The sequence below is a fragment of the Paenibacillus kyungheensis genome (genome assembly GCF_028606985.1).
In the GTDB taxonomy this organism is placed as follows: Bacteria; Bacillota; Bacilli; order Paenibacillales; family Paenibacillaceae; genus Saccharibacillus; species Saccharibacillus kyungheensis.
In genome coordinates this window covers 2,613,090-2,637,447 of sequence record NZ_CP117416.1, presented here as the reverse complement: position 1 = coordinate 2,637,447, position 24,358 = coordinate 2,613,090, and the positions used below count along the sequence as shown (strand labels likewise).

Sequence of the window (24,358 nt, the reverse complement as noted above, 5' to 3'; positions counted from 1 at the left end):
TTTTCCTCTCGCTATGCAGAAATAGCCAATTAATTAAAGGAGAAATACAAATGAAAGTATCCTATCATGGACATTCCGTTGTAAAAATTGAAACGAATGGAATTATTATTCTGATCGATCCATTTATTACAGGCAACACTACTACAGATCTGGATGCAACCACCATACAAGCAGACATCATCTTGTTAACTCACGGTCATGGTGATCATGTAGGCGATACTGTAGACATTGCGAAACGCAACAACGCATTGGTTGTTGCCTCGGCAGAGCTGGCAGATGTGATCGGCTGGGAAGGCGTGAGAACCCATGCTATGAGTATTGGTGGAGCGCACACCTTCGACTTTGGACGAGTAAAACTGACTCAGGCTTTTCATAGTTCTAGTTATATTAACCCGGAGACCCGAACCATCACCTACACGGGAATGCCTACCGGAATTCTATTCACAGCTGAAGGTAAAACGATATATCATGCAGGTGATACAGGCCTTTTCTACGATATGAAAGTGATCGGGGAACGCAACGATATCGATATCGCTTTTCTCCCAATCGGAGACAACCATACCATGGGACCAGAAGACGCCGCTGTAGCCACAGATTGGCTTCAAGCCAAACAAGTTGTGCCGATTCATTTCAACACATTCCCATTTATTGAACAAGATCCACATTACTTCGCTTCTCTGCTTAAAGAAGGGGTAGGCATTGTGCTTAACCCTGGAGAAATGATCAACCTTTAAGCCAGACATCAATAATCTATCAGCAGAAAGAAATAACGAAAATTGAGTGGAGTGGATAGAGACGCTCGACAAAATTGACATGCCAAAGTTATATTCAGTGGTTACTAGATATAAGAAACCTGAAGATGAAGATAAATTCAGAATTATTAACGAGAAATAAAATTACCTCCAAGATTTTGAACGCTTTAATGAGATAATGAAAACAGCGCAGTAACTCTACCCAAATAAAGCTAATCTAAGTGTATTTTGGAGAGTAGTAAAGCAGAGGAATTTTAAAAAGGATATATAATAGAATTCTTTTAATAAAACGTTAGGAGGATCTACTCAATGATTACAGTTTATAATGATAGATATAAAGAAGAAGTTATTACATTAATATTGCATGTACAAAATGTCGAATATGGAGTGGGTATTGGTGTTGAAGAACAACCAGATATTCTAGATATTCATTCAAATTATATAAATGACGGCGGTAATTTTTGGATAGCCTTAAATGATAAAGAAGAGGTTATCGGTTCAATTGGTTTGCAAAAGAAAAATAAAGAGATTGCTGTATTAAAGAAATTTTTCGTTTATAAAGACTATCGAGGCAAAGAATTTGGGACAGGCAAAAAGCTCTTTGAAGCTTTACTTGATTTTGCTAAAAAACAAGGTTTTTCTAAGATCATTTTAGATACTCCATCTAAAGCAACAAGATCGCACAGTTTTTATAAAAAGGTGGGCTTTAAAGAGACTGATAAACAGAACTTACCAATTAAATATGATTATCCTGACCGCGATTCAATTATATTTCTATTAGAACTATGACATAAAGAAAGAGAATCTCATTTTTATATCATTTAGCAGTTGGTTTATCTTAGAGGTATTTAATTATGCATTGGCAGGTTAGTTAATCGGCTTTCTAATTTTATTTCTTTGGGTAGTAAAGTAATAGTTAACAATAGTGTGAGTTGCAGGATTATTTTATATATTGGTCAATACCTATAATGATTCGAGGATTGAACCAATATATAAAATAATTGCTCACTATTATATACTATCAAAAAGAGTAAGCGATCTAGCCACAATAAGGAGTGTAAATCATCTAAGAAAAAATTACTCAACATAATAGTTTACTCCAATTAATTTATCTAGTTAAAAAACCTGTTACTTTTTTATTTTGTGGTGCAAATATGAAAGGAGAAGACTATTATATCAAATAACAACAGTAATAGATAAGAAAACAGAGTCATATCAATCTTATATACATATGTACAAAATACGAGTTTTGTGATTATGTATACAAGATTTGAATTTAGTTATATTTTATATCCATAATTATTACTCATATATTATACATTTAGATAACTTTTATTATTTAATAATTACCAACCTTAATTCTCTTAGCGCCGCTATTTTATACTTTTAATATCTTAATTAAATAAACTCTATGCAATTTACTTTTATAATCACTACATAGGATTTATTTAATTGTATGCGTTAGTACAATTATTATATTTGAATATTTATTCTTTATTTTAATTCGTCTATTGATTCTAGCAAATTACTGATCATTTTTTCGATGACCGCGATCTCTTTATTAGACCTAGATTCTAATAAAAATTGAACGAGATTTAACATGTCTGCCAATTCCTTAGTTTGTTTATTATCATAGTTTTCAAATAACTGTGAAGGCTTAATTTGTAATACTAGAAATTTTTGTAAAGTACCTAAAGAGATATTACGCTCTCTACGCTCAATTTTGTACTTTTCAATGGATATTACTATTATTCCATCCTGCTCCACATCCAATCCAACATAGTTATCACCGTATGATTTGGGTAATGCTCGTTAGACTTTGGTGAAGCTTGATATTCAATGATTATGTTCATGATATGAAAAGACCTCTTGTGAGTTCAAAACATGTACAAGAGGTCTCCCAAAAACTTGATTTAATAATTAGCTTATATCACGCAGTATTCAGACTTTGATTTTGCGACCTTTCCAGCTTACGGAACGGAAAACATTCACCCTGATAAAGGAATATAAATAAATGCCTATAAAAAACGCAAACCATATCGGGTAAACAAGAAAAATCGCTTTTTTGAAGTCCCCGACTCTGCCGGCAAACCATCCTGTCTGAATAGCATACAGGACATATAATATCCCGCTCAACAGGATGGTAGCAGGATTCCATGCTATCAGGGAAGAAACTAGAGCGGATGCAGCAATGAAACTACCGGATATCCATAAGATGACCATGAACATGACAACCGGATGCGTCGATTTGGAACCGACGGCAAAACTTTTACACCAGCCCTCGATCAGACTGCCAATGCCTTCGGGATACATGCGCAGAGATATAATACCTTTACCCCCCAGGCAGTGTACAGGAAGATTTTGTTCAAGAAACGCCTCTCCTAGTGCCAAATCATCCATGATGGCTCCCTCGATTTTTTTATGCCCTCCAGACAAAAAATAATCATCGCGATTGCATAAAATACACGGACCGAACGAACCGGCCGTTTTAAAACGCGAACCCCAAATGGTAAACAGATTCATTCCGGTTACAACGATAATGTTAAAAATAACAGAAAGATGTTCATACAAGCGCTCTACCGTATGAAAAGGTTGCAGTGCTGTAATACCTCTGGCTCCCTTTTCCTGATAAAACTGCAGCAGATTGTTTAGCCCCTCTGTGCTTTCGAATTTGGTATCCGCGTCCAAAAATAATAACCAGCTTCCTTTAGCTTGTTCGGCGCCGTGCCAGCAGGCTGAGGATTTCCCTACTCCTTCGTTCTGCAACACCTTTGCACCGAAACTTTCCGCTACAGTAGCGGTCTTGTCCGATGAATCGTCATCCACAACCAGAATTTCGAATGAGGTAAACCGCTGTTCCTGTAGGGACTGCAGCAAAGGCACGATCCTACTTTCTTCATTTCTAGCAGGAATAATAATAGACAGAAACGGTAGATTGGTTGCCCCGCTGGAGGAGGCACGGGGCACAGGTAGCGACCAGAACATGAGGAAGCCGACTATCACTGTCCCAAATCCAATCGCCAGTTTGATAATGTCCAAAGCCGTTATAACATTCGCCCCCTTTCTTTATTTCACCGAATAATCAAACAGATTACCTGTATCATCTTGGATCAATTCTTGAGCGGCAATTTTGGCAGATAGAAGTACGATTGGAACGCCAGCGCCGGGATGTGTACTGCTTCCAGTAAAGTACAAATTTTCGCAATCGCTCGCTTTGCTTTGGGGACGGTAGTGGTTGCTTTGTTTTAAAATAGGCTGCAAACCAAACGAAGCACCATTATACGCATTGAACTTGGAACTGAAATCCAGTGGTGTGATATGCGTTTCGGTCACAATCTCATTATCCACATTTTCAAAACCACGAATCTTTTTCAATTCATTTAAGATGTAACTGCGATAATAAGCAACCGTCTCTTCGTCCCACTCATAGTTGGATTCGACTGCATTTGATACAGGCATCAGAATATACAATCCATCTGTTCCTTCAGGAGCCATGGAAGGATCTGCTTTTGAAGCGATATACACGTAAAAAGAAGCATTCGTCAGTTTTTTTCCATCAAAAATATCATTGAGATTCTGGTCCAGATCCTCATTGAAAATAAAATTATGCACATGGTCAGTTTCTTCATACTTGCGGTTCATACCGAGGTACAACAAAAAACAGGAGCAAGAATATTTCATGCTGTCGACTTTCTCGTCGGTATACTGTCCTTTAGCAGACTTGTCTTGTACCAGATGTTTGATCGCATAAGGAAAGTCTGCGTTGCAAACGACATAATCCGAAGAAATGTTTTGCCCGTCCACGACAATCCCTTCTGCTTTTTGATTTTGAATAGATATCTGCTGTACATCTTGGCCGTAATGAATGATTCCTCCAAGCTCTTTGAAGAGTCTTTCCATCGACAAAGCCATCGTATACATCCCGCCCTTAATAAACCATACTCCATATAAAAATTGAAGCATCGGAATCATTGTATAAAAAGAAGGGCTAGTCAGAGGTGAAATGCCGATATATAACGTTTGAAAGCTGATCATCTGTCTCAGCCTTTTGTTCTTGATATACCGACCGACAAATTTATCCGCAGTATCGTAAGGTTTTAATTTTATTGCCTTTTTCAGCATTGGGAGGTTATAAAAGTCACTCCTTTTACGGAAAGGCCTGGGAAGAATATAATTTTTAGCAATGATAAATTTTTGATAAATCTCATGCAGATACCGAAAAAAGCCTGCTGTATCTTCTTCACTGATCGCTTCGATCGTTTTGGTCAGCTTGGTCATATCGGAGGAAATGTCAAAAGGCTCATCAGGAATATCACTAAAATAAGCCCGATAAATCGGATCTAGTTTTTCCATGGGAATATAATCGTCCGGGTCACGGCCGCACACTTCGAATAGTTCCCGATAGATTTCTGGCATCATCACGATACTAGGTCCCAAATCGAATTTGTATCCTCCGTCCAGTTCGATCCGGTTCATTTTACCACCGGGTGTCAAACCTTTTTCATAGATTTCTACTTGGTAGCCAGCAGCCTGAAGCCTTATGGCAGAGGCAAGACCCGCCACCCCGCTTCCGATGACTATTACCTTTTTACTCATACAAAATCCTCATTTCCGCATCCTGTTTTCTTTGTTGCGATACCGGTTGTTTACAGAATCCTCTTTCTCAACTTCTTCAAAGCTTTCATGTTTCGTTCCGAATAAGGCGGGAATTTGCCCGAAAAGCGTAGATAATGATACGTTCGAACGCTCGTTTTTTCATAGCTAAAAGCCAGAAACCCGGCTTTGCCATGATAAGCCCCGTATCCGCTTTGGCCAACTCCGCCAAACGCAATATGGGGACTCGCTGCATGATGAATTACTTGATTGACGCTGATCGTCGAGGAACGCATGTATTCGTTAAACTGCTCAATTCGATGTTTATCGGTGCTGAATATGTATCCGGTAAGCGCATCACGCTGCAGACTGCCACTGGATAATAATGAATTCAAATCGGTATAGGGAATGACCGGAAGAACCGGACCGAAAATTTCTTCTTCCAGGACTGGGCTTCTCGGCTCGATATCCGTTAACACGGTTGGAGCGATAAATCGGTCGGCTTGATCATACGCACCGCCATACTGAACTGTGCCCTGTTCGATAAAATTTATCACTTTTTGAAAATGGGCTTCGGTACAGATTCGACCATAATCTCTGCTTGTCTGAGGTTGCTCCCCATAGAAATCAGAAAGCACCGTAGAAATTTCAGCCAGCGTTTTTTCGTAAACGGAGCGCTGAACAAAAAGGGTATCCGGCGCAATACAAGTTTGGCCAGCATTGATGAATTTTCCCCACACAATGTCCTTAACAGCGGCTGCCGAAAAGCCCGTTTCGTCAAGGATACACGGGTTTTTCCCGCCGAGTTCCAGAATTACCGGCGTAAGCTGCTTGGCTGCTTGATCCGCCACTCGCTTACCAGTTTGCCCGCTGCCTGTAAAAAAAATCAAATCAAACGGTGCTGCAGTCAGCAGGCTAGCGGTTTGCGAATCTCCTGTTACCACGTGCAGTTGTTCAAGCGGAAATGCCTGATTGATGATTTCTTTTAGCAGCTCGGCTACTACCGGCGCATATTCGGACGGCTTGATAATACAAGAGTTCCCTCCAGCGATAGCTCCGATCACAGGCATTAGGGTAAGCTGGACCGGATAATTCCATGAACCGATAACCAGTACGCTTCCGTACGGATGTCTCTTTTTTCGTAGTGATTCGATATAGCCTAATTTCAAGTACCGGGAACCTCGGGTACGATTCCATTTACTGATATGCTTGCAGACGTAATCGATTTCGTTCAACAGAACGGCAATCTCCGATGAAAAAGATTCAAATGCCGGTTTACCCAAATCGGAATAAAGTGCATCCGTTAATTCTTTTTCGCGTTCCACAAGAATATTTTTCAGCTTTAAAAGCTGTTTTTTACGCATCTCATTTGAAGGGCTGCCTTGGCGCAGTAAATCTTCACGCTGCTTTTCAGGCAAGGTCTTCAGAAAATGATTCTCATTGTCCGGCATGTGAAACATCCCTCTGCACAATTTTTTTGCTGACCAGCTGGCCGCTTAACGTAACCATCGGCATTCCGCCGCCCGGGTTTACCGTTCCGCCTACAAAATAGAGATTGTTATAGCGTTCGCTTTGTTTGGCATGCTTGAATCCTTTATTTTTTTTACGATTGGATACCGTTCCGTAAATAGCACCGCGGTCAGAGCCATACGTCTTTCTGATATCTTCTGGTGTCCACATATCTCTGGTCACGATGTTGGCTCGCAGATCGTGTAAGCCCATTTTTTCCAATTTGATGAGAACTCGCTCGGCAAATTGCTCATAGTCCTGCTGAGTGAATGGTTTCTGATCCCGTATGTAAGGAATGTGGGGCAATACTTTGATATTTTCATGTCCTTCAGGAGCCTGCGATGGATCGGTTTTATTAACATTAACCAAATAAATAACCGGATCCTCCGGCAGGGTATGTTCATGGAAAATGGATTGCATTTGCTGCTTCATATTTTCCGCGAAAAAGAAATTATGATGGCGAAGCTGAGGGTAGCTTTTTTTCACGCCTAAATGCAAAACAAGACCAGAACTGGCCGGTTCGAATTTTTTCTTTAATTTGCCTACAAAGCGTTTGTCTTCGTCTAGCAACCGTTCGTAAACCGGGATGACCTCCATATTGGAAACGTAATAATCCGCAGTCAGCTTTGTTCCGTCTTCCAAAAAAGCTCCTGTGATTTCTTTGTTGTTTTTTTCGAGCTTGACGATGGGTGTCCCGAGATGGAAATGAACTCCCACTTCTTCAGCCAGCTTTACCAAACCGTTTGCCAGTTTATTCAATCCACCGGGTACATACCATAATCCCTGATCATGTTGCATGTAAATCATCATATTCAAAACAGCCGGTGCGTCGTAAGGCGAAGAACCTACGTATTTGATGAAGTAGGACAGCATATCACGCAATTGTTTATTGCTGATCCGCTTGTCGATTGCTCCATGAACAGTAGAAAACAAATCGAAATTTTTTAACGCACCAAACAGACTCGTATGCTTCATAATTTCTCTTGTGCTATCTACACCATGTTTAAAATAGGTTTTATCTGTCATGTCGTAGATCTTTTTGGAGTATTCAAGCAGATCCTTATACTCGCGCATGTCTTTTTCGCTCAAAGAATCGTTCTTCTCCTGCATGTCCTGTAGATTTTCATATAAGTCGATGATATTTCCGTCAGGAAAAAAGGAACGCCATTGATGATTCAGCTTTTCAATCTGCACATAGTCCTTCATTGATTTGCCGCTGGCAGCAAACAAATTCTCAAACACTTGAGGCATTGTCAGAATAGACGGGCCCAAATCAAAACCGAATCCGTCCTGATCCAGTCGGTTCAACTTTCCTCCGATGTGATCGTTTTTTTCGTATAAAGATACCTCATATCCTGCCTGTGCCAGCGAAATTGCAGCTGACAGTCCTCCAAGTCCGCCTCCGATAACCACTACGTTTTTGTTTGTCATGTTCATTTGTCTTGTTTCTCCTTCCATCAATCAAGAATGGTGTTGATTGTTGCGCCAAGCCAGCATATGCCTTACTTTATTCTGCATAACGCTCATTCGCTATTTCTCTGATTTTACGTGCAATCATTTCCCAGGCTTCCTCCGCTTTTTCTTTTGGACCCAGGTGGGTAAAAGCGTGCTTGCAGTCTTTGAATACTTTTTCCTCAATATGTACCCCAGCTTCCTTTAATTTCTCTGCATAACATTCCGCTTCCGGCCTGAAAGCATCATGTTCTGCGATGAGAATAAGGGCAGGTGCCAAATGTTTGCTTATGACAGCGCGAACAGGAGAAGCAAGAGGATGTTCTGCTTGACCTTTTTCCGGGACGTAGCACATGTTCAAAAAGTGAGCGACCTGAGGATATCGTGCCCGCCATTTGTCCGTTTCCGGCTTGTTGGCATGCGGAGTCGCAAAATCCAGCATCGGGCATGATAGCACTTGAAGTAGCGGTTGCTTTTCCTTTTTTTCCTCCAAATAGAGACAGAGCGCAGCAGCCAGATTGGCTCCCGAACTTTGTCCGCCAACCATCATTTTTTCCGTGTCGATGTTCAAATCGTCGGCTTTGCTCTGGATCCAGCGAAATACTTCATAGACTTGTTCGAGTGGGTTAGGAAAAGGATACTCCGGCGCTTTTGCGTACTCCACATTCGCAATGATGCATCCTGTCCGGTTAGCCAGGTAACGACAGTACGGATCGTCCATCTCCTTGTCGTGCATGATGAACGCTCCCCCGTGAAAATTAATATACAATGGGAGTTTTTTCAGTTTGGATTCCCAGGGATAGTAGAAGGAAATATCCGTAAGTTTTACAGATGTCTCTACTTTCATCTCTTTTTTTTCCTTCACTGGCTCGAAGGGGAGCATGGGCATCTTTTTCGCCTGATTGGGGAAAAGACGAATTAACCTTGCAGCCATATGGGTGAACATTAGGATAACCTCACTTTTTTACCATTTAAACTGGAAATGAATCGTTTCTAACATTAGTTCTCTAATGCTATTACCCTTTTTTCCTTTAAATGTACTAACTTTTAAAAAAAAGCGTCAAATACTGATTAATCAGCGTTTGACGTGACAATTTTGTGAAGAATATCTTCTATTATATTGCGCATATCTAGACTTACAGCGTCATTCGGTTACGTATTCTACGATTCCTATTTACATAATAGTCGCCCGGCTCAATTATGGCTCTTTTCTACAATCACGAGTTTCTAATACTGCTGATCAAAAGAAAAATATATATCTATGATCTTCAAATGTCTTGTAAAGAAATCGGAAGCGGCAGTATCGCACTACATTCTTTAATCCAATTTGCAGTCGATCATCATATTGATTTGATTGTGGAAGGGGGGAGCCTTGCGTCATATGATAAAAGGAGAGGTAGCAGGACGAATGGGAGTTCCGGGAAAGTAATACATTTGGTCTTTGTAGAGTCCTTCTCCTTCTGTGAATTTGGTTAACGTCGATGTGCCGATATCTACTGTGTCGACGTATGCCCACTTTTGCCCGTACGCTTCGATTTCTGGCGCCTGCGCTACGCATCGTGTGACGGTAGAATATATCATTGGTACTGGCTTCATGTAATAAACCTTTTTGCTTTATGTCTAAGAAAGACGTTGCCCATTTCTTGAGCAATAGTGGAAGCAATCTTTTGTTCCCTTGCTGTTCTTCTAAGAGTTTATCCTAAGTATATTCATCATCATCTTGTTCAGGATATGTTGAAAACTTAACTTGTTTAACAACATATCTTCCGTTTGAATTAAGAGCAACCACATGATCTAGGTATCCAACTTCATCCGCTTCCACTTTGATATATTTAAACCTTTTTGGATGCTCCAGCATTTCAAATATGTTTTCTAAAGCTACCAAATCCTGTAGGTAATCACCAGACCTTCTCACACCAGATCTTGTATATTCCGTCATTTGACTAACATCCATTTAAACGGTTTAAGTATTTCAAAAAATTTGAACATGCTCTGTATAGGTTAGCTATATGTCATGCCATGGATTCAGATTTAGCAACTATCCCCATCCAATGGTGAGGTTACCAATCGACTAGACCAATAAAAATGTGCATACGTATCCAAAACTTCTTTCAGACATAACGTAAGTAGCTGGTCTCTTTTTGTACGGATACTTTAAACTGTATCCATATCAAGTCAACTTACATTGTAACTGTAAGTTGTATTCTTTATATTAGTGTCGTAAACATCTGAGATTTATTATATTATTTTTGTTAATTAATCACTATAGCTTTCCGTACACTAGCTAGTATATCCGGTAAAATCCACACTTAATACTTTAGCCATGTTTAAGATACCTATTTATTAAAATTTGTTTTATTATTTCAAATATAATTATAATATGACACATTATAATTATATCCTTATGTAATAAGACTAAATATGATTTTATTTTAACTAAAAGAAATACGAGTTTTGTGTATATGATTTAATGATTTGAAATTTGAAGTTAGTTTTATTTGTTCATATGTATTGTTAAAATATTAAAACCATCTGAACATGGTGAATTAGAAATTACAGATGTAAACAATATATGCATCACATTAATTCATTTATTGATTCCAATAAATTTTTGATCATTTTTAAATGACTACAATCTCTTTATTAGATCGAGATTATGATTTTACCCACCGATTAGATAGGCTTATAATACGTGACCAATCAGTTACTCATATATTTTTTACTTACAAAATAACTTTTTAACATGCGTTTTGATCACTACTTATTTTTTTCTTTAGGGTATACAAATAAAACCCTACAATATGACTTTTTTCAAAGCGTCCATTTTGTAGGGTTCAATTTATTATTATCGACGCCTTTTTTTGTTTGATAGCATCTTGTATATTCATTTATTTTATGTGTCTTTGAATGTCTACTGTAATAAAACGTTTTTAATGATTTGTAACGGTTTCACAGTATCGCCGTAAGTATCGCTTGTGATGGTGATATTCATCCCTAGAGATGGAACAATACAGCAATACTGCCCTCCCATTCCCATGGCAAAATAATAGGTACCAATATTGGGTGCTTCGGAAACCCACCAATGCCGTCCGTAATGACCGAAAGCAGAATATGTCAAATGCTCAGGTTTTGTTGTACGAGTAATCCATTCTTCGCTTAACAGGCGCTTTTTCCCATATTTTCCTTTGTTTAAGTACAAGATGCCGAACTTATGCAGATCGTGAATGGTCATATGAAGTCCAAATCCACCAATATTGACACCTTGAGGGTCTTCATGCCAGATAAAATCATTGAACCCGAGCCGTGAAAATAAATGATTAACAGCGTAATCACGAGCTCTTTGCTTCGTCATTTTTTGTAAAATAGCGAGTAAAAGCTGGCTGCAACCTGAATTATAATTCATCGTCTGTCCGGGTTCGGTAACTAAAGGCCTTTCAAGTACATATTTTACCCAATTCGGACTGTGAATCATATGGGGCCACCCTCCCCATTCTCCCATTTCCGGCCAATCGAACCCGGCGGTCATTGTTAGCAAGTCATCGATCGTAATCAGCTGTTTTCTCTGATCACGATCTTCCAACAACGATGGAAAGTAGTCGACAATTGGCGTACTCAAGTCCGGGATATATCCCTGATCCCATGCGATGCCGATTAAGCAGGAGGTCACACTTTTTGTACATGAGTTTACTTTGTGTTGCTTTTTTTGCATCTTCTTATTTTTAAAAAATTGATAGACGATATCATTGTCAATGCTGATCAAACAGCCAGATACTTTTTCTTTAACTAACACTTCAGACAATAGACTACTATCCCATTTAAAAAGATTATCTGTAGAATGTCCCAATCTGCTCACTCCTTGCGACTATACTTCATACCCTAAAAGCACGCTTTTAATGACTTCTGTTACTTGTTCTTCGTGATAATTGATAAAAAAATGACCCCCTTTAAATGTTTCGATTCGACAAGATCGTGAAGTGTAGTTGCGCCACGCTTCGACATTTGCTAATGGAATTGAGTCCTGATCACCGTGCATCAGAACAAAATCGATAGCAAGAGGAACATAAGAAGCTCGAAAAGTAAGCGTCTCCAAATTTTTGAAATCTGAGCGAATGATCGGCTCATAGTAGTTAAATATATCATCGTTATTTAATATTTCTGGAGGCATGCCACCTAAACCTGCGACTTTCTCTTTAAATTCATCGTATGGAAGCAAATGATACGGTCGCCGGGTTGCCTCAAAGTCCGGAGCACCGCATCCCGACATAAACATAAACTTAGGACCGCTTAATCCACTCTCTAGAATACGATTTGCCAGTTCGAAAGAAAGCCGTGCTCCCATACTGTGCCCATAAAAAGCGTATGAACCTTCTAAAATTTGTGGTTTTATATTTATAAATACATCCTCTACCATCTTTTTAAAGTCATTGTACAAGGGAATCCGAGATCTTACTCCTCTTCCCGCTAATTCTACCGGACAAAGGTCAACTGAGCCGGCTAAATACTTGTTCCATTTCTGATACACGGTCGCAGATCCTCCTGCGTATGGGAAACAAAACAGCTTCATATTTATTTGACCTCATATTCATTTGACGTATAGGCATTGGCAGCTATAATCATTTCATGCATTTGGGTTGTCCCTTCGATAATTTCCATAATTTTAGCATCACGGAAATACCGTTGAGCGTTACTGTCTATACTACAACCGTATGCTCCTTGAATTTGAACCGTATCGCTCGTAATTTTACCTAATATAGACGTTGCAAAATACTTCGCTTTCCAGCCAGCAATTATAGAATCGGGATCTCCTGAATCGGCCAAATCAGCTAATTGCATACAAAGTAACCGAGCCGCTTCAATATGGACAGTCATCTCAGTGATCATTTTTTGAATCAGCTGATGTTCACGAAGAGCAACGCCAAACTGCTTGCGCTTTAATGTATATTCGAGACTATCGTTCAAACATCCTTGTCCAATGCCAACTGCACCGAAAGCAATAGAAAATCGTCCGTAATCTAGACAGTGAGTGGCTACAAACGATAGCCCGAGCCCTATTCCCCCCAACTTATTCTCCATGGGGACTTCGCAATGTTCCATGTGTAGCTCTGCAAGCATCGAAGCTCTTGTTCCTAAAATGCCCTCAATTGCATGAGTCGTGCAACCTTTGCTGCTACGCTCCACCAAGAAAGCAGTAGGCTGTCCTTCATAGCATGCAAATATTAGAAAGAGATCGGCAATTTGACCATAGGTAATCCATTTCTTTCGACCATTAAGAATATAGCGTCCATCTACCAGTTCTGCTGTCGTCTCGATGCTTTTCGCATCAGCACCAGCATTGGGCTCGCTCAGACCGAATGCACCGATTAGACTCCCCGTAGCCAAATCAGGAAGCCACTGTTGCTTCTGTTGCTCGGTTCCCCACTTGCGGATAGCCAATGTCACCATGCCGTGAACGGTTAGCAAGCTACGTATAGAAGAGCATCCGCGACCGATTTGTTCATGCATCAGTCCGAGACTCATGTAATCAAGTTCACTTCCGCCGTATATACTGGGAACCACTGCTCCTAGATATCCCTGCTCTGCTACTCTCGCGATCAATTCTTCGGAAGTATTTTCCTGCCGATCCATTTGGTTAGCCAGTGGCATGACTTCACGATCGACAAACAAACGACATTCTTCTTGAAACTGTTCTTGCTTTTTACTTAGCCCAAATCGCATGTAGAAGTACACCTTTCTAAAATAAGATAAAGTATTCTGTTAACTCAGCTCGTTCGAGTAATCGTAAAAACCGTGACCGCTCTTGCGGCCGTGTAGACCAGCTTCAACCATTTTACGTAGCAGTGGACAAACGCGATACTTCGGATCCTGGTAACTTTCGTAAAGCACATCAAGTGAATCTACAACTGTATCGAGACCGATAAGATCGGCAGTTTCCAACGGGCCCATTGCATGATTAAAGCACTGCTTGAAAATATCATCGACATCTTTCGGCTCGGCCACTTGATCCTGTACCACAAATGCGGCTTCATTCATGAATAGATGGGAAATGCGGTTCGAAACAAATCCCGGTAGATCATTGACGAGAATCATATTCTTATCAAATCGGGCAAGAAAAGCTTTAGCGTTTTCGATAGTCTCGTCTGAAGTGTGAAATCCCCGAATCGCTTCAATGGTTTGCTTCATTGTAATCGGATTCATGAAATGCATTCCAATCACCCGATCCGGACGTTTTGTCTCAGCTGCGAGCTTAGTTATCGAGATACAAGACGTATTAATAGCAAACACACATTCTGGAGAACAAATGGGATCAATCATTTTGTAAAGTGCACGTTTTGTTTCATATTTTTCGGTCACGTTCTCGACAAGAAAATCGATATCGCTCAGTAAATGATAATCTGTAGTAAAAGTAATTCTTCCAAGTACAGTCTTTACACTTTCCAACGAAGGGTCTTTTTTAAAAAGAGTCGAGAAGCGTATATTTTTTTGAATTTCTTTCTTGGAATGAGCAAGAATATGATCTGCAATATCAACAAGAACGACATCTAAGCCAGCTTGGGCCAGCGACTGTGAAAGTCCAATTCCCATCGTTCCCGCACCGATGACTCCAATTTTTTGCATGATTAAGCACCACCATTATTTATGAATTAGGATTTGCGAACGACAGCTTTCTGATTTTCAGCAAACACTTTGAGGAAAGCAACATATTTGGAATATATAGATCGCATTTTTTCTTTATCCAGACGGCGATGATCCATGTGAAAGATAAACTCTGCCCCTTTGTCACCAGTTCTCCACTCTAGCCCGAAATCAAAGTAGTCCGTCAAATTCAAAAGACGGTCGTCTTTAGTCGATTGAGCGAACACTGGATATACAGTTTCTGGAAGTGCTTGTTGTCTAGATTGATTAAGGTGCGAGTAATTGTAAAGCTCGCTCTGAGGCTGTTTCTGATCCGATATTTTACGGAACAGCTCTGAAAAATCTGATACAGACTGGAAGTCAATCCCGATTTGCAAAATACCTTTTTCCATCAGAATTTGTAACGATATGTTTTGAGTTTCTAGCAATTCGGAAAGGACGTATACGAACAATCCTTGCATCAATTCAACAATCGTCACTTGCTCCTGTCGAGAAATCGACATAAGTTGATTGTACAGAACATCTGACAAAGAGAAGCGGTAATGAGTAGCTTCTCTTCGTTCATCATTCTCTGCATAGTAGCTCGAAGGCAGTACCAGTCCTTGTATGTTCACCGATGATGATTCCGAACGGCTTGTTTGGTAAATTAGTTCTTTCTGTTTGGAAATGGTGGAATATGTGAATAAATCGGCAATCGTCATTTTCCCTGGATAACGATTGTCTATTAAATTGTGAACTTGTATGAGCAGGATAGAATTGCCGCCGACATCAAAAAAGTGATCGTGTATCCCAAAATGCTCGACTCCTAACACCTGTTTCCACATCGCAAACAGTTCCCGCTCAACCTCATCCGTTGCTGCCGTCTTTTGCTCTATTGAAGTACCCATTGCATGTTCTAAAGCTAATAATGCCTGCCGATCAACTTTTCCATTTGTCGTCAAAGGAATAGTATTCACCTGATAAAAAAACGAAGGAACCATATACGATGGCAATTTATCCCCGATATAACCCCTAATTTCCTCTAATTGGAGTGTCCGATTTGCCTTGATATACGAACAAAGAACGACCGTGCCTCCGGCGCCTTTTTTGCTTAGTACTACCACTTCTTGTATAGCATCATGCTGGAGCAAACAAAATTCGATTTCATCTACTTCAATTCGGTAACCCCGCACTTTAATCTGTTGATCGGCACGTCCTAGATACTCCATTTGCCAATTGTGGTGCCATTTACCCAAATCTCCCGTCTTATACAGAATATCGCCGGGGGCATAAGGATTTGAGATAAATCGCTCGTTCGTCCACTCAAGCCGATTCAAATAACCACGTGCAACGCCTTCGCCTCCTACGTATATTTCCCCTGGCGCGCCTTGCGGAAGCAGATTCAAACCCTCATCCAAAATGTATAGCCTCAGCGTCGGAAGCGGTGATCCAATATTACTTAAGTTACGCTCAATATCGGCATCCGTAATTTCGTTAAAGGTTACGTGTACGGTTGTCTCAGTAATACCATACATATTGATCAGACGTATTTGAGGATGCCTTCTTTTCCATCCTTTAAGCTGATAAGGAGCAAGCGCTTCTCCGCCAAAAATAACTATTCTGAGCCGAAGATCGAAATTGGACAGCTTCTCATCCGCTTGTATAATGTGATAGAACATCGTTGGTGTCTGGTTCAAAATCGTCACCTGTTCTTGTTGTAATAACTCCAGAAATCCTTGTGGATCACGGACGATTTGATCCGGTACAATGACGAGTTTGCTACCGTGCAAAAGCGCCCCATACATTTCCCAGACAGAGAAGTCGAAGCAATAGGAATGAAACATCGTCCAAACGTCGTCTGCCCCAAAATCAAATAAACAGCCTTCATGGAAAAACAGACTCACAACGTTGCGATGCTCAATCATGACTCCTTTAGGCATACCTGTCGTGCCAGAAGTATATATAACATAAGCCAAATTCTGTGCGGTTGCTTCTTGCCGTCTATCGGAATCCGCAGCAGATGTAATCTCCGGATCATTCATTTGAATGATGGTTCCTTCGAAACAGGACGCCGCTTGACGATGTTCCGGATCTACCAGCAACAAAACCGCTTGACTATCCTCCAACATATAACGTATCCGCTGTTCCGGATATGCTGGATCTATGGGTACGTAAGCGCTCCCTGCTTTTAAAGTGGCAAGGATCGCCACAATCATATCGATAGAGCGGCTGAAAAGTAACGCTACAAATTTGTCCGGCTTTGCTCCTTTGCTGTGAAGTACATATGCAAGTTGGTTCGCTCGAGCATTAAGATCACGGTAGGTTATGCTTTCCCCTTCATAGACAACGGCAATCGTGTCGGGGGTTCGCTGCACTTGCTGTTCGAACAGCTCGGATAATGTCACTTGCTCAGGGTAGACCGCAAGGTGGTGGAAAGGTAACTGCGCTTTTCGCTCAGCCACGGTGATCACTTCCAAATCGGACAACTCGGCAGACGGGTTGTCCAGCACGGAGCGAACCAGCTGACTTAAATGTGACTCAATCGCTTGAACACCTGCCTTGGAATAGACTTCAGCGTTATAAGTCATTGTCACGGTCATCAGTTCTCCCGGCACGAAAATGATATTCAGATCGTAATTAGTCTGCTCACGCATTTCAAAATTATTCACAGCAAAACCTAGCTCGTCTATTGTAGTGTTGGAACTACTTAATTCTCGCTGAATAGGATAATTTTCATAGACAATGATATGCTGAAATAAATTTTGCTTTAGCATCGTATTCGCTTGTATGCTGTGCAACGGGAAATACTCGTACGGGCTCCCCTCGGTCATTTGCAACTGAACCTTCGTAACCAATTCAGCGAAAGATTCTTTGTCTTCCCTACGAATACGCACGGGAACAGTATTAATAAATAAGCCCACCATTCGTTCTGAGCCCACCAAATCCGCCGGACGTCCTGAGACGACAGCTCCAAATACAACGTCTGTCGTATTGTTATACCTTTGCAACAGAACGCCCCATAATGTCTGCATGACCGTATATAGCGTCACTTGCGAGTGTTGCGCCAGCATTGTCAATTCCCGTGTCGTAGATAAATCGAAGCTAAACGTATATTTTTGGAACTGATATTGAACATGATCATGCCGAACCTCTGCTTGGGGTAGCAAAGCTGATTGCTCATAGCCCGCAAGCAACTGCTCCCAGTAACGTTCTGCCTGTTCTTTATTTTGCTCTTCCACCCACTTGATATACATCCAGTAAGGATATACGTAAGGTAGATGAAGATCTGTATTGTTTTTCAAACTGTCATAGATTTGTGTTAACTCGTTAAATAAAATTCCGAGACACCATCCATCCATCAGGATGTGGTGATATGTTAACATTAGCTTGCATCGATCTTCTTCCGTACGAATGATTGCGGTTCGAATCAACATATCTTTTGTTAAATCAAAACTGCGAATCAAATCAGCACGTTTGAATACCTGCAACTGCTGAGTTTTTTCTACTTCTTCCAGATGGCAAAGATCTTCTACCTGAACAGAAATCGACCTCTCTTTTAATACGATTTGCAGTGGACGGCTCGCTTTTTTGTAGTTAAAAATGCTACGCAAAATATCATAACGATTAGCAAGAATTCGAAGGCTTTTCCGAAACGTCTCTACATTTATCGATCCGTGTATGTCGAACTCCGCCTGTAGCACGTACTCGCCACTTTCCTTATGGACCAACGAGTGAAACAGCATGCCCTCTTGCATAGAGGAAAGCGAATATACATTTTGGATTTCTATTTTTTTCGACATAACTAATCCTCTTCTCCCATTTCTATGACGGATGCCGTAATTTCCTCGCGAAGCTCGTCCAACTCTTCAAGCGTGAAATCTTGATATAACAAATCGTTAGGCGTCAATTCCGTCTGATTTTTTCCCACACAGTGATGAATAATTTGTATCAAATGACGATGATACAGATCTGCAAACCATTCGATTTCAGATGCTACGAACTCTTCGCTACTGTAGTCAAAAGAAAGTTGTAACGAGTTGTTTCGCACTATGCCGTTGATTAGAAGAGCGTATTTCCGTTCCGAGTGGGGCGACAACATCGGTCCCGTCGACAATGGTGATAGGTCGAATAAGTCCTCTGGAACGCTTTGGTCGAATTGCCCGAGATAATTGAACATGATTTCCGGCTGCACGTTGAAGTTCATTTCTTGTTTTTTTTCGGCAGGGGTCAAATATTTCAGCACACCATACCCTAACCCTTTACTAGGAATTCCTCGTAAGCTTTCCTTTACCTTTTTGAGCTGGTCAGATAAACGATCGGAACTTGACATATCCAGCGCTACCGGATAAATAGAAGTAAACCAGCCTACAGTTCGCGTAACGTCTAAATTTTCAACGAATGACTCACGACCATGTCCTTCTAAATCGAATAGTACATATGGAGACTCGATCCATTCTTTAACCGAATACCCTAATGCAGTAAGCAAAATATCATTAATTTCTGTATTGTAAGCATGATGAACTTCTTGCATTAATTGTTGCGTATGCTGTGTTGAAAGTGTCAAATGCACGACGCAATTCGTGCTCGTTGTCGGTCGATTCGTCACGGCTCTAGATCGTGGTAGCGGTTGGAACGAATAATCTTCTAATTGCTTCCAGTAATTCTTTTCAGCCATTAACGCTTCGCTTTGCATATAATCGATAAGACTTCTCGCATACTTCTGGAATGAATCTGTTTTATTCTGAAAATGAATATCTTCTCCTTGCAACGTTTGTCGGTATCCACTAGCGAAATCCTCAAGTAACACTCTCCATGAGACTCCATCGACTACGAGATGATGAATGACGAGCAGTAGATGATCTCCCTCATCTGTGTGTATCAATACCGCTCGGAACAGCGGCCCATTCTCCAGATTCAGTGTCGATTGTCGCAGCGCAAATTCCGCTTCTGCCTTTTTCATGTATTGAGGATCACCGCACAAATCCGTTACGTGTAGCTCGATGAAGTTCGCTTCTGGCGGACGGTTAAAAGCTATTGTTGAACCGTCACTGCTGTCCTGCCGAAAAACAATACGCAAAGCATCATGATGCTTTGCTAATTGTTCTAACACGCGCTGCACGATAGTAGCATCAAATCGATTTGCAGCACGAAGAACGACAGCATGGTTATAATGATGAGCATCCGATAATTCTTGTTCCAAAAACCAATGTTGGATTGGCGTCAACACAACAGAACCTTCTACTATACCGTTGTCATGCTTTTTGACTTCTTCCGTGCGAACGAGTCGACTTAATTCGGCAATTGTAGGATGCTGGAACAAATGTTTCATGTCCATTCTGTAGTTGTATTTCAACAGCTGAGATGAGATCTGAAGCGCACTAATCGAATCGCCTCCCAGTCTGAAAAAGTTGTCGTGTACACCTATATTCTCCAAGCCGAGCACTTGACGCCATATCTGGGCCATAACTATTTCGATGTCACTTGTTGGCTCAACGAACCGAGTAGAGCTAACCGATGCTTGCCCGAGAACAACAAGTGCTTTGCGATCCACTTTGCCATTAGGAGTAAGCGGAATGTTCGCCAAAGCAACATATCTCCCTGGTAACATATAGTATGGAAGTAAGTTGCCTATATACGTACGAAGCTCTGTTTCGTTCCCTGCTTGTTTCCATATGACGTAAGCGACAAGAGTTTTATCATCTGATCCTTCATCCTCTAGCATAACGATTGCTTCCCTAACACTGCCATGACGCAGTAGAACCGCTTCAATTTCGCCGGCTTCTATACGGTAACCGCGCACCTTAAACTGGTCGTCACGTCGCCCGAGTAGTTCGATGTTGCCATCTGGAAAATAACGGCCAATATCGCCTGTCCGGTACATCTTTCCCTTACCGGTAAACTTGTTCAACACAAATCGCTCTGTAGTCAATTCGGGACGTTCCCAATATCCGTTCGATACCCCTTCACCACCAATGTACAACTCACCGACGACTCCGATCGGAACAGGTCTTTCATGTGAATCCAACAAATACATTTGTGTATTTGTAATAGGCAAGCCGATACATATAGATTGAGATGGCTCTGAAACTTCATACGTTGCGGACCAAATGGTTGTTTCCGTTGGTCCATACATATTGAGAATACGGGCATTCGTCACGCTTTTCACACTTTTTGCCAAATCGGCGGGAAACGGTTCTCCACCGACCAGTATTGTACGAAGCGAGCGCAAAAAAGATTGTGAATGTGGATCCTTGATTAGTGATCTTAATCGGGAAGGCGTACATTGAAACATCGTTATTTGGCGATTGTTCTGTTGCTCTAAAGAATCGGACGACTTCTGAAACCACTGACACAACTCGCTCAGCTTCTCCAATCCATCCATGACCAGATCGTAACTTAATCCGAAATCGATAAGACATGCAATTTCATCTACGCCCACATGCTGCAATCGATACACTATCTCCTTACAGCTTTCGCGTGTACCCATCAGTGAGGCTGTTTGCCAATACCGATCAAAGCCATAATCCAGCAACGTGCTCATTGCTTCTTCAGTCTGTAGTTCTTCCGTATTCATATTTAGCGCATCTGCCAAATTGCGAATCAGATGCAAGCTTGAACGTAAATAGTTGCAAAAAGGTTCTTTGACCCGTTGTTTTACCGATTCCATGTCTTCGCCAATATAAGTATGAATCATTAATGATACTTTGCCATGATCGGGAGAAAAACCATGCTCGACTAATGTTTTGCGATAGAGGGCAATATTTTCAGCCAGGCTGTCGACATCTTGACCAAGCAAGTGAGTCAAAAGATTAGCTCCAATTCGTCCAGCCTCAATAATCGTATCATGGCTACCTGACGTCGTAATCCATATCGGAAGTTCGGATTGAACCGGCTCCGGATACACTCGAACATCAATATCCTTGCCGAGTCCGTTAGGCATCGATATGCTTTCCCTGCTCCACAGGCGCTTCACTTCGTCTACCTTGCGAAACATCGCCTCGTGCCGATTCGCATATAACGCCGGATTTAACACAAAATCATCCGGATGCCAGCCAGATGTGAAAGAGAGCCCTACTCTTCCTCCCGAAAGATTGTCGACAACAGCCCACTCCTCCGCAATCCGAAGCGACTGGTGTAACGGAGTGACCACGCTTCCTGAACGCAATTGAAGACGTTCAGTGACCATAGCCAGTGCAGCCGATGTTACGGAAGGATTTGGATACAAGCCTCCAAATTGATGGAAATGTCGCTCTGGAGTCCACACAGCGGAAAATCCGTTCTGATCCGCATACTTTGCTGTGTCCAGTAACAATTGATATTTGTTTGTGTGCTCTTGATCATTGTTGTCGTAACTAGAAAAGAAAAAGAGACTAAATTCTACACCTTTATCGTAATCATCAGCTGTGTAACGATCAAAGTGTTCGAATTGTAGCCCTGTTTTTTCATGCAATACGACTGAAATTCCGCGAGTTAGCGTCCATACCATTTCCAATACAGAAATGTCAAACGAGATAGTTGTCACCGCAAGTAGCACATCGTTACTGTCAGGCTGAATCCGCTCATCCATGCCTACAAAAAAGTTGATGACATTACGATGGGTCACCATGACACCTTTTGGCTGTCCGGTTGAACCAGAAGTATAGATAACATAAGCCAGATCGCTTTCTTGCTGCAAAGGTAGCAAATTGTCTCCATCTTCATCATCATATTCTTGGCGATCAACTTCGATAACTTTCGCCTGAGTAGTGGTGTTCACCGAATGTTCGCTTTGGGTCAAAAGCAATTTTGCTCCGCTGTCTGCAAGCATATAGGCAATACGATCGGGCGGAAACTGTGGATCCAACGGCACGTATGCCCCTCCTGCCTTCAAAATAGCAAGTAACCCAATGACAAGTTCTTCTGTAGCGTCGATCAGTAGTCCAACAAGCACACCCGGAGCCACTCCTTCCTGACGTAAGCGTCGGGCAAGCTGATTTGCTTTTTTATTCAGCTCTCCAAAGCTTATACGATTTCGGCCTTCTAACGCGATATCGTTAGGAGTTCGTGCTGCCTGTTGTTCAAATACTTGGTGAATGAGTACATTATCCACAAGTGGTTGTTGCGTACGATTGAAATCAATAAGAATATGATCCATTTGCTCTGGAGAAAGCAGTTGCAGATCTTTTAATGGGCAAGCAGGCATTTCCAGTACTGTACCGATCATTTGAATAATGTGTTGTGCAACACATTCGATGAACATTGTCTCGTATACAGCTTCATTGTATCTGATCATGAACCCTAGAGCATCTCCTGGCTCAACAATAAGCTCAAAATCGTAATTGGTCTGCTCGAACAAATGAACTTCAGAAACACGGAAATCGACATCTGCTGTTGTTTTAGCAATTTCACTAACCGGAAAATTTTGAAATAAAACAATGTGTTGAATCAACTGTTGCTTTAGCTCGCTTAATTGTTGCGTCTTATGAAGAGGGAAATGCTCGTGTGGTTTCATCGCAATGGATGAACGATGAACGTGAAGCAACACCTCCTCAAAAGAAGCTTTCTCATCACAACGAATTCGAATAGGTACTGTGTTGATAAACAATCCAACTGTTCGTTCAATGCCGGGTAGTTCAGCCGGACGACCCGAAACGACAGCACCAAAAACAACATCTTCCGTCTGATTATACTTCTGGAGCAAAATCCCCCAAACCGTTTGTATCCATGTACTGAGCGTAACTCCGTATCTTCGAACCCTATCATTTAACTGATTCGTTTGGGTCGCGTCTAGCGTGAATCGATGTTCTTTCAACAAGTAACGTTGCTGTTGAGACGATCGCTGCTGTGGAACGATCGCAGTTGTGTCATAACCTTCAACATATTCGCTCCAGAACGATGTTGCTTCCGTCATATCTTGCTGATCTAGCCAGCTGATATATCCATGGAACGGATAAGGCTCATCCAAGTTTATTTCTCGATCGTGCCTCAAAGCCTCGTAAGCGGCAAACAACTCTCGCGATAGTATGCCAATACACCAGCCATCCATCAGAATGTGATGGTACGAAATAAAAATCGAATACTGCTCAGGATGTATACGCAATACCGTAATGCGAATTAAATGATCTTGAGACAAATCAAAACGATTTTCCAAATCTTCTTGTTTCACTTTCTGGATTTGGATTTCTTTATCTGCTTCGGGTACGCTACAAAGATCGATAACTTTTAATTCTTTCGGCCAACTTTTGAAAACGACCTGTAGCGGGCGCTTTACCTTTTCATAGACGAATGTCGTACGTAGCACATCGTGCCTTTCAACCAACCATTCAAAGCTTTTCTGGAACAAAGCAATGTCTAGCTTTCCCTCAATCTTGATTTCAAATTGCTGAAAATAAGCATTTGTTTTTGAGTCAAGTGAAGTGTGGAACAGTATCCCTTCCTGCATTGGGGATAGGGGGTACATG

Annotated in this window: 15 protein-coding genes and 2 pseudogenes; 2 read left to right on the top strand and 15 right to left on the bottom strand. The window is 41.3% G+C overall.

Going from position 1 to position 24,358, the window contains the following annotated elements; translation table 11 throughout:
* Positions 1–50: 50 nt before the first annotated feature.
* Together PQ456_RS11205 and PQ456_RS11200 are read left to right on the top strand one after the other, a co-directional pair.
* Positions 51–734, top strand: coding sequence for a metal-dependent hydrolase (locus PQ456_RS11205; protein ID WP_273612344.1), 684 nt, complete (start codon positions 51–53; stop codon positions 732–734).
* A 327-nt stretch (positions 735–1,061) separates the two neighbouring features.
* Entirely contained in the window at positions 1,062–1,541 is a 480-nt protein-coding gene (locus tag PQ456_RS11200; RefSeq protein ID WP_273612343.1) for a GNAT family N-acetyltransferase, read from the top strand.
* A 1,152-nt stretch (positions 1,542–2,693) separates the two neighbouring features.
* Here the strand turns inward: PQ456_RS11200 and PQ456_RS11195 are convergent.
* The 15 genes and pseudogenes from PQ456_RS11195 to PQ456_RS22965 form a co-directional block, all read right to left on the bottom strand.
* Positions 2,694–3,791, bottom strand: a complete 1,098-nt coding sequence (locus PQ456_RS11195; RefSeq protein WP_273612342.1) for a glycosyltransferase — start codon at positions 3,789–3,791, stop codon at positions 2,694–2,696.
* Between the two features lie 27 nt (positions 3,792–3,818).
* The gene (locus PQ456_RS11190) at positions 3,819–5,348 is read right to left on the bottom strand and encodes a phytoene desaturase family protein (RefSeq protein WP_273612341.1); all 1,530 of its coding nucleotides are present in this window, start codon (positions 5,346–5,348) and stop codon (positions 3,819–3,821) included.
* 50 nt (positions 5,349–5,398) lie between these two features.
* A complete protein-coding gene (locus PQ456_RS11185) occupies positions 5,399–6,796 on the bottom strand; it encodes an aldehyde dehydrogenase family protein (RefSeq protein WP_273612340.1) in 1,398 nt (465 codons plus the stop codon).
* Positions 6,783–8,291, bottom strand: coding sequence for a phytoene desaturase family protein (locus PQ456_RS11180; RefSeq protein ID WP_273616205.1), 1,509 nt, complete (start codon positions 8,289–8,291; stop codon positions 6,783–6,785). Before PQ456_RS11180 ends, PQ456_RS11185 begins: the two co-directional genes overlap by 14 nt.
* A gap of 70 nt (positions 8,292–8,361) precedes the next feature.
* The gene (locus tag PQ456_RS11175) at positions 8,362–9,252 is read right to left on the bottom strand and encodes an alpha/beta hydrolase (protein ID WP_273616204.1); all 891 of its coding nucleotides are present in this window, start codon (positions 9,250–9,252) and stop codon (positions 8,362–8,364) included.
* Between the two features lie 431 nt (positions 9,253–9,683).
* Entirely contained in the window at positions 9,684–9,902 is a 219-nt protein-coding gene (locus PQ456_RS11170) for a hypothetical protein (RefSeq protein WP_273616203.1), read from the bottom strand.
* A gap of 103 nt (positions 9,903–10,005) precedes the next feature.
* Positions 10,006–10,245 carry a hypothetical protein gene (locus PQ456_RS11165; RefSeq protein ID WP_273616202.1) on the bottom strand — a complete coding sequence of 80 codons (240 nt, stop codon included), beginning with the start codon at positions 10,243–10,245 and terminating at the stop codon, positions 10,006–10,008.
* 972 nt (positions 10,246–11,217) lie between these two features.
* On the bottom strand, positions 11,218–12,150 hold the full coding sequence (locus tag PQ456_RS11160) for a serine hydrolase domain-containing protein (protein ID WP_273616201.1): 933 nt from the start codon (positions 12,148–12,150) through the stop codon (positions 11,218–11,220).
* Between the two features lie 18 nt (positions 12,151–12,168).
* On the bottom strand, positions 12,169–12,870 hold the full coding sequence (locus tag PQ456_RS11155; protein WP_273616200.1) for a thioesterase II family protein: 702 nt from the start codon (positions 12,868–12,870) through the stop codon (positions 12,169–12,171).
* A 2-nt stretch (positions 12,871–12,872) separates the two neighbouring features.
* Positions 12,873–14,021 (bottom strand): acyl-CoA dehydrogenase family protein, encoded by a 1,149-nt coding sequence (locus PQ456_RS11150; protein WP_273616199.1) that lies wholly within the window; start codon positions 14,019–14,021, stop codon positions 12,873–12,875.
* Between the two features lie 39 nt (positions 14,022–14,060).
* On the bottom strand, positions 14,061–14,924 hold the full coding sequence (locus PQ456_RS11145; protein ID WP_273616300.1) for a 3-hydroxyacyl-CoA dehydrogenase family protein: 864 nt from the start codon (positions 14,922–14,924) through the stop codon (positions 14,061–14,063).
* A 23-nt stretch (positions 14,925–14,947) separates the two neighbouring features.
* On the bottom strand, positions 14,948–18,718 hold the full coding sequence (locus PQ456_RS11140) for a non-ribosomal peptide synthetase (protein ID WP_273616198.1): 3,771 nt from the start codon (positions 18,716–18,718) through the stop codon (positions 14,948–14,950).
* A gap of 2 nt (positions 18,719–18,720) precedes the next feature.
* Positions 18,721–22,404, bottom strand: a complete 3,684-nt coding sequence (locus PQ456_RS11135; protein ID WP_420540668.1) for an LLM class flavin-dependent oxidoreductase — start codon at positions 22,402–22,404, stop codon at positions 18,721–18,723.
* A 3-nt stretch (positions 22,405–22,407) separates the two neighbouring features.
* Positions 22,408–23,052: pseudogene (locus PQ456_RS22970) on the bottom strand (AMP-binding protein); the annotation flags it as partial.
* A pseudogene (locus PQ456_RS22965) lies at positions 23,053–24,357 on the bottom strand (condensation domain-containing protein); the annotation flags it as partial.
* Position 24,358: the final 1 nt, after the last annotated feature.

What these genes read in the sequence shown, in the direction of transcription:
- PQ456_RS11205 (WP_273612344.1), top strand. Translation starts at nt 51, where the DNA reads ATGAAAGTATCCTATCATGGACATTCCGTTGTAAAAATTGAAACGAAT.
- PQ456_RS11170 (WP_273616203.1), bottom strand. Translation starts at nt 9,902, where the DNA reads ATGAAGCCAGTACCAATGATATATTCTACCGTCACACGATGCGTAGCG.
- PQ456_RS11165 (WP_273616202.1), bottom strand. Translation starts at nt 10,245, where the DNA reads ATGACGGAATATACAAGATCTGGTGTGAGAAGGTCTGGTGATTACCTA.
- PQ456_RS11180 (WP_273616205.1), bottom strand. Translation starts at nt 8,291, where the DNA reads ATGAACATGACAAACAAAAACGTAGTGGTTATCGGAGGCGGACTTGGA.
- PQ456_RS11175 (WP_273616204.1), bottom strand. Translation starts at nt 9,252, where the DNA reads ATGTTCACCCATATGGCTGCAAGGTTAATTCGTCTTTTCCCCAATCAG.
- PQ456_RS11140 (WP_273616198.1), bottom strand. Translation starts at nt 18,718, where the DNA reads ATGTCGAAAAAAATAGAAATCCAAAATGTATATTCGCTTTCCTCTATG.
- PQ456_RS11185 (WP_273612340.1), bottom strand. Translation starts at nt 6,796, where the DNA reads ATGCCGGACAATGAGAATCATTTTCTGAAGACCTTGCCTGAAAAGCAG.
- PQ456_RS11155 (WP_273616200.1), bottom strand. Translation starts at nt 12,870, where the DNA reads ATGAAGCTGTTTTGTTTCCCATACGCAGGAGGATCTGCGACCGTGTAT.
- PQ456_RS11190 (WP_273612341.1), bottom strand. Translation starts at nt 5,348, where the DNA reads ATGAGTAAAAAGGTAATAGTCATCGGAAGCGGGGTGGCGGGTCTTGCC.
- PQ456_RS11200 (WP_273612343.1), top strand. Translation starts at nt 1,062, where the DNA reads ATGATTACAGTTTATAATGATAGATATAAAGAAGAAGTTATTACATTA.
- PQ456_RS11150 (WP_273616199.1), bottom strand. Translation starts at nt 14,021, where the DNA reads ATGCGATTTGGGCTAAGTAAAAAGCAAGAACAGTTTCAAGAAGAATGT.
- PQ456_RS11135 (WP_420540668.1), bottom strand. Translation starts at nt 22,404, where the DNA reads ATGGTATGGACGCTAACTCGCGGAATTTCAGTCGTATTGCATGAAAAA.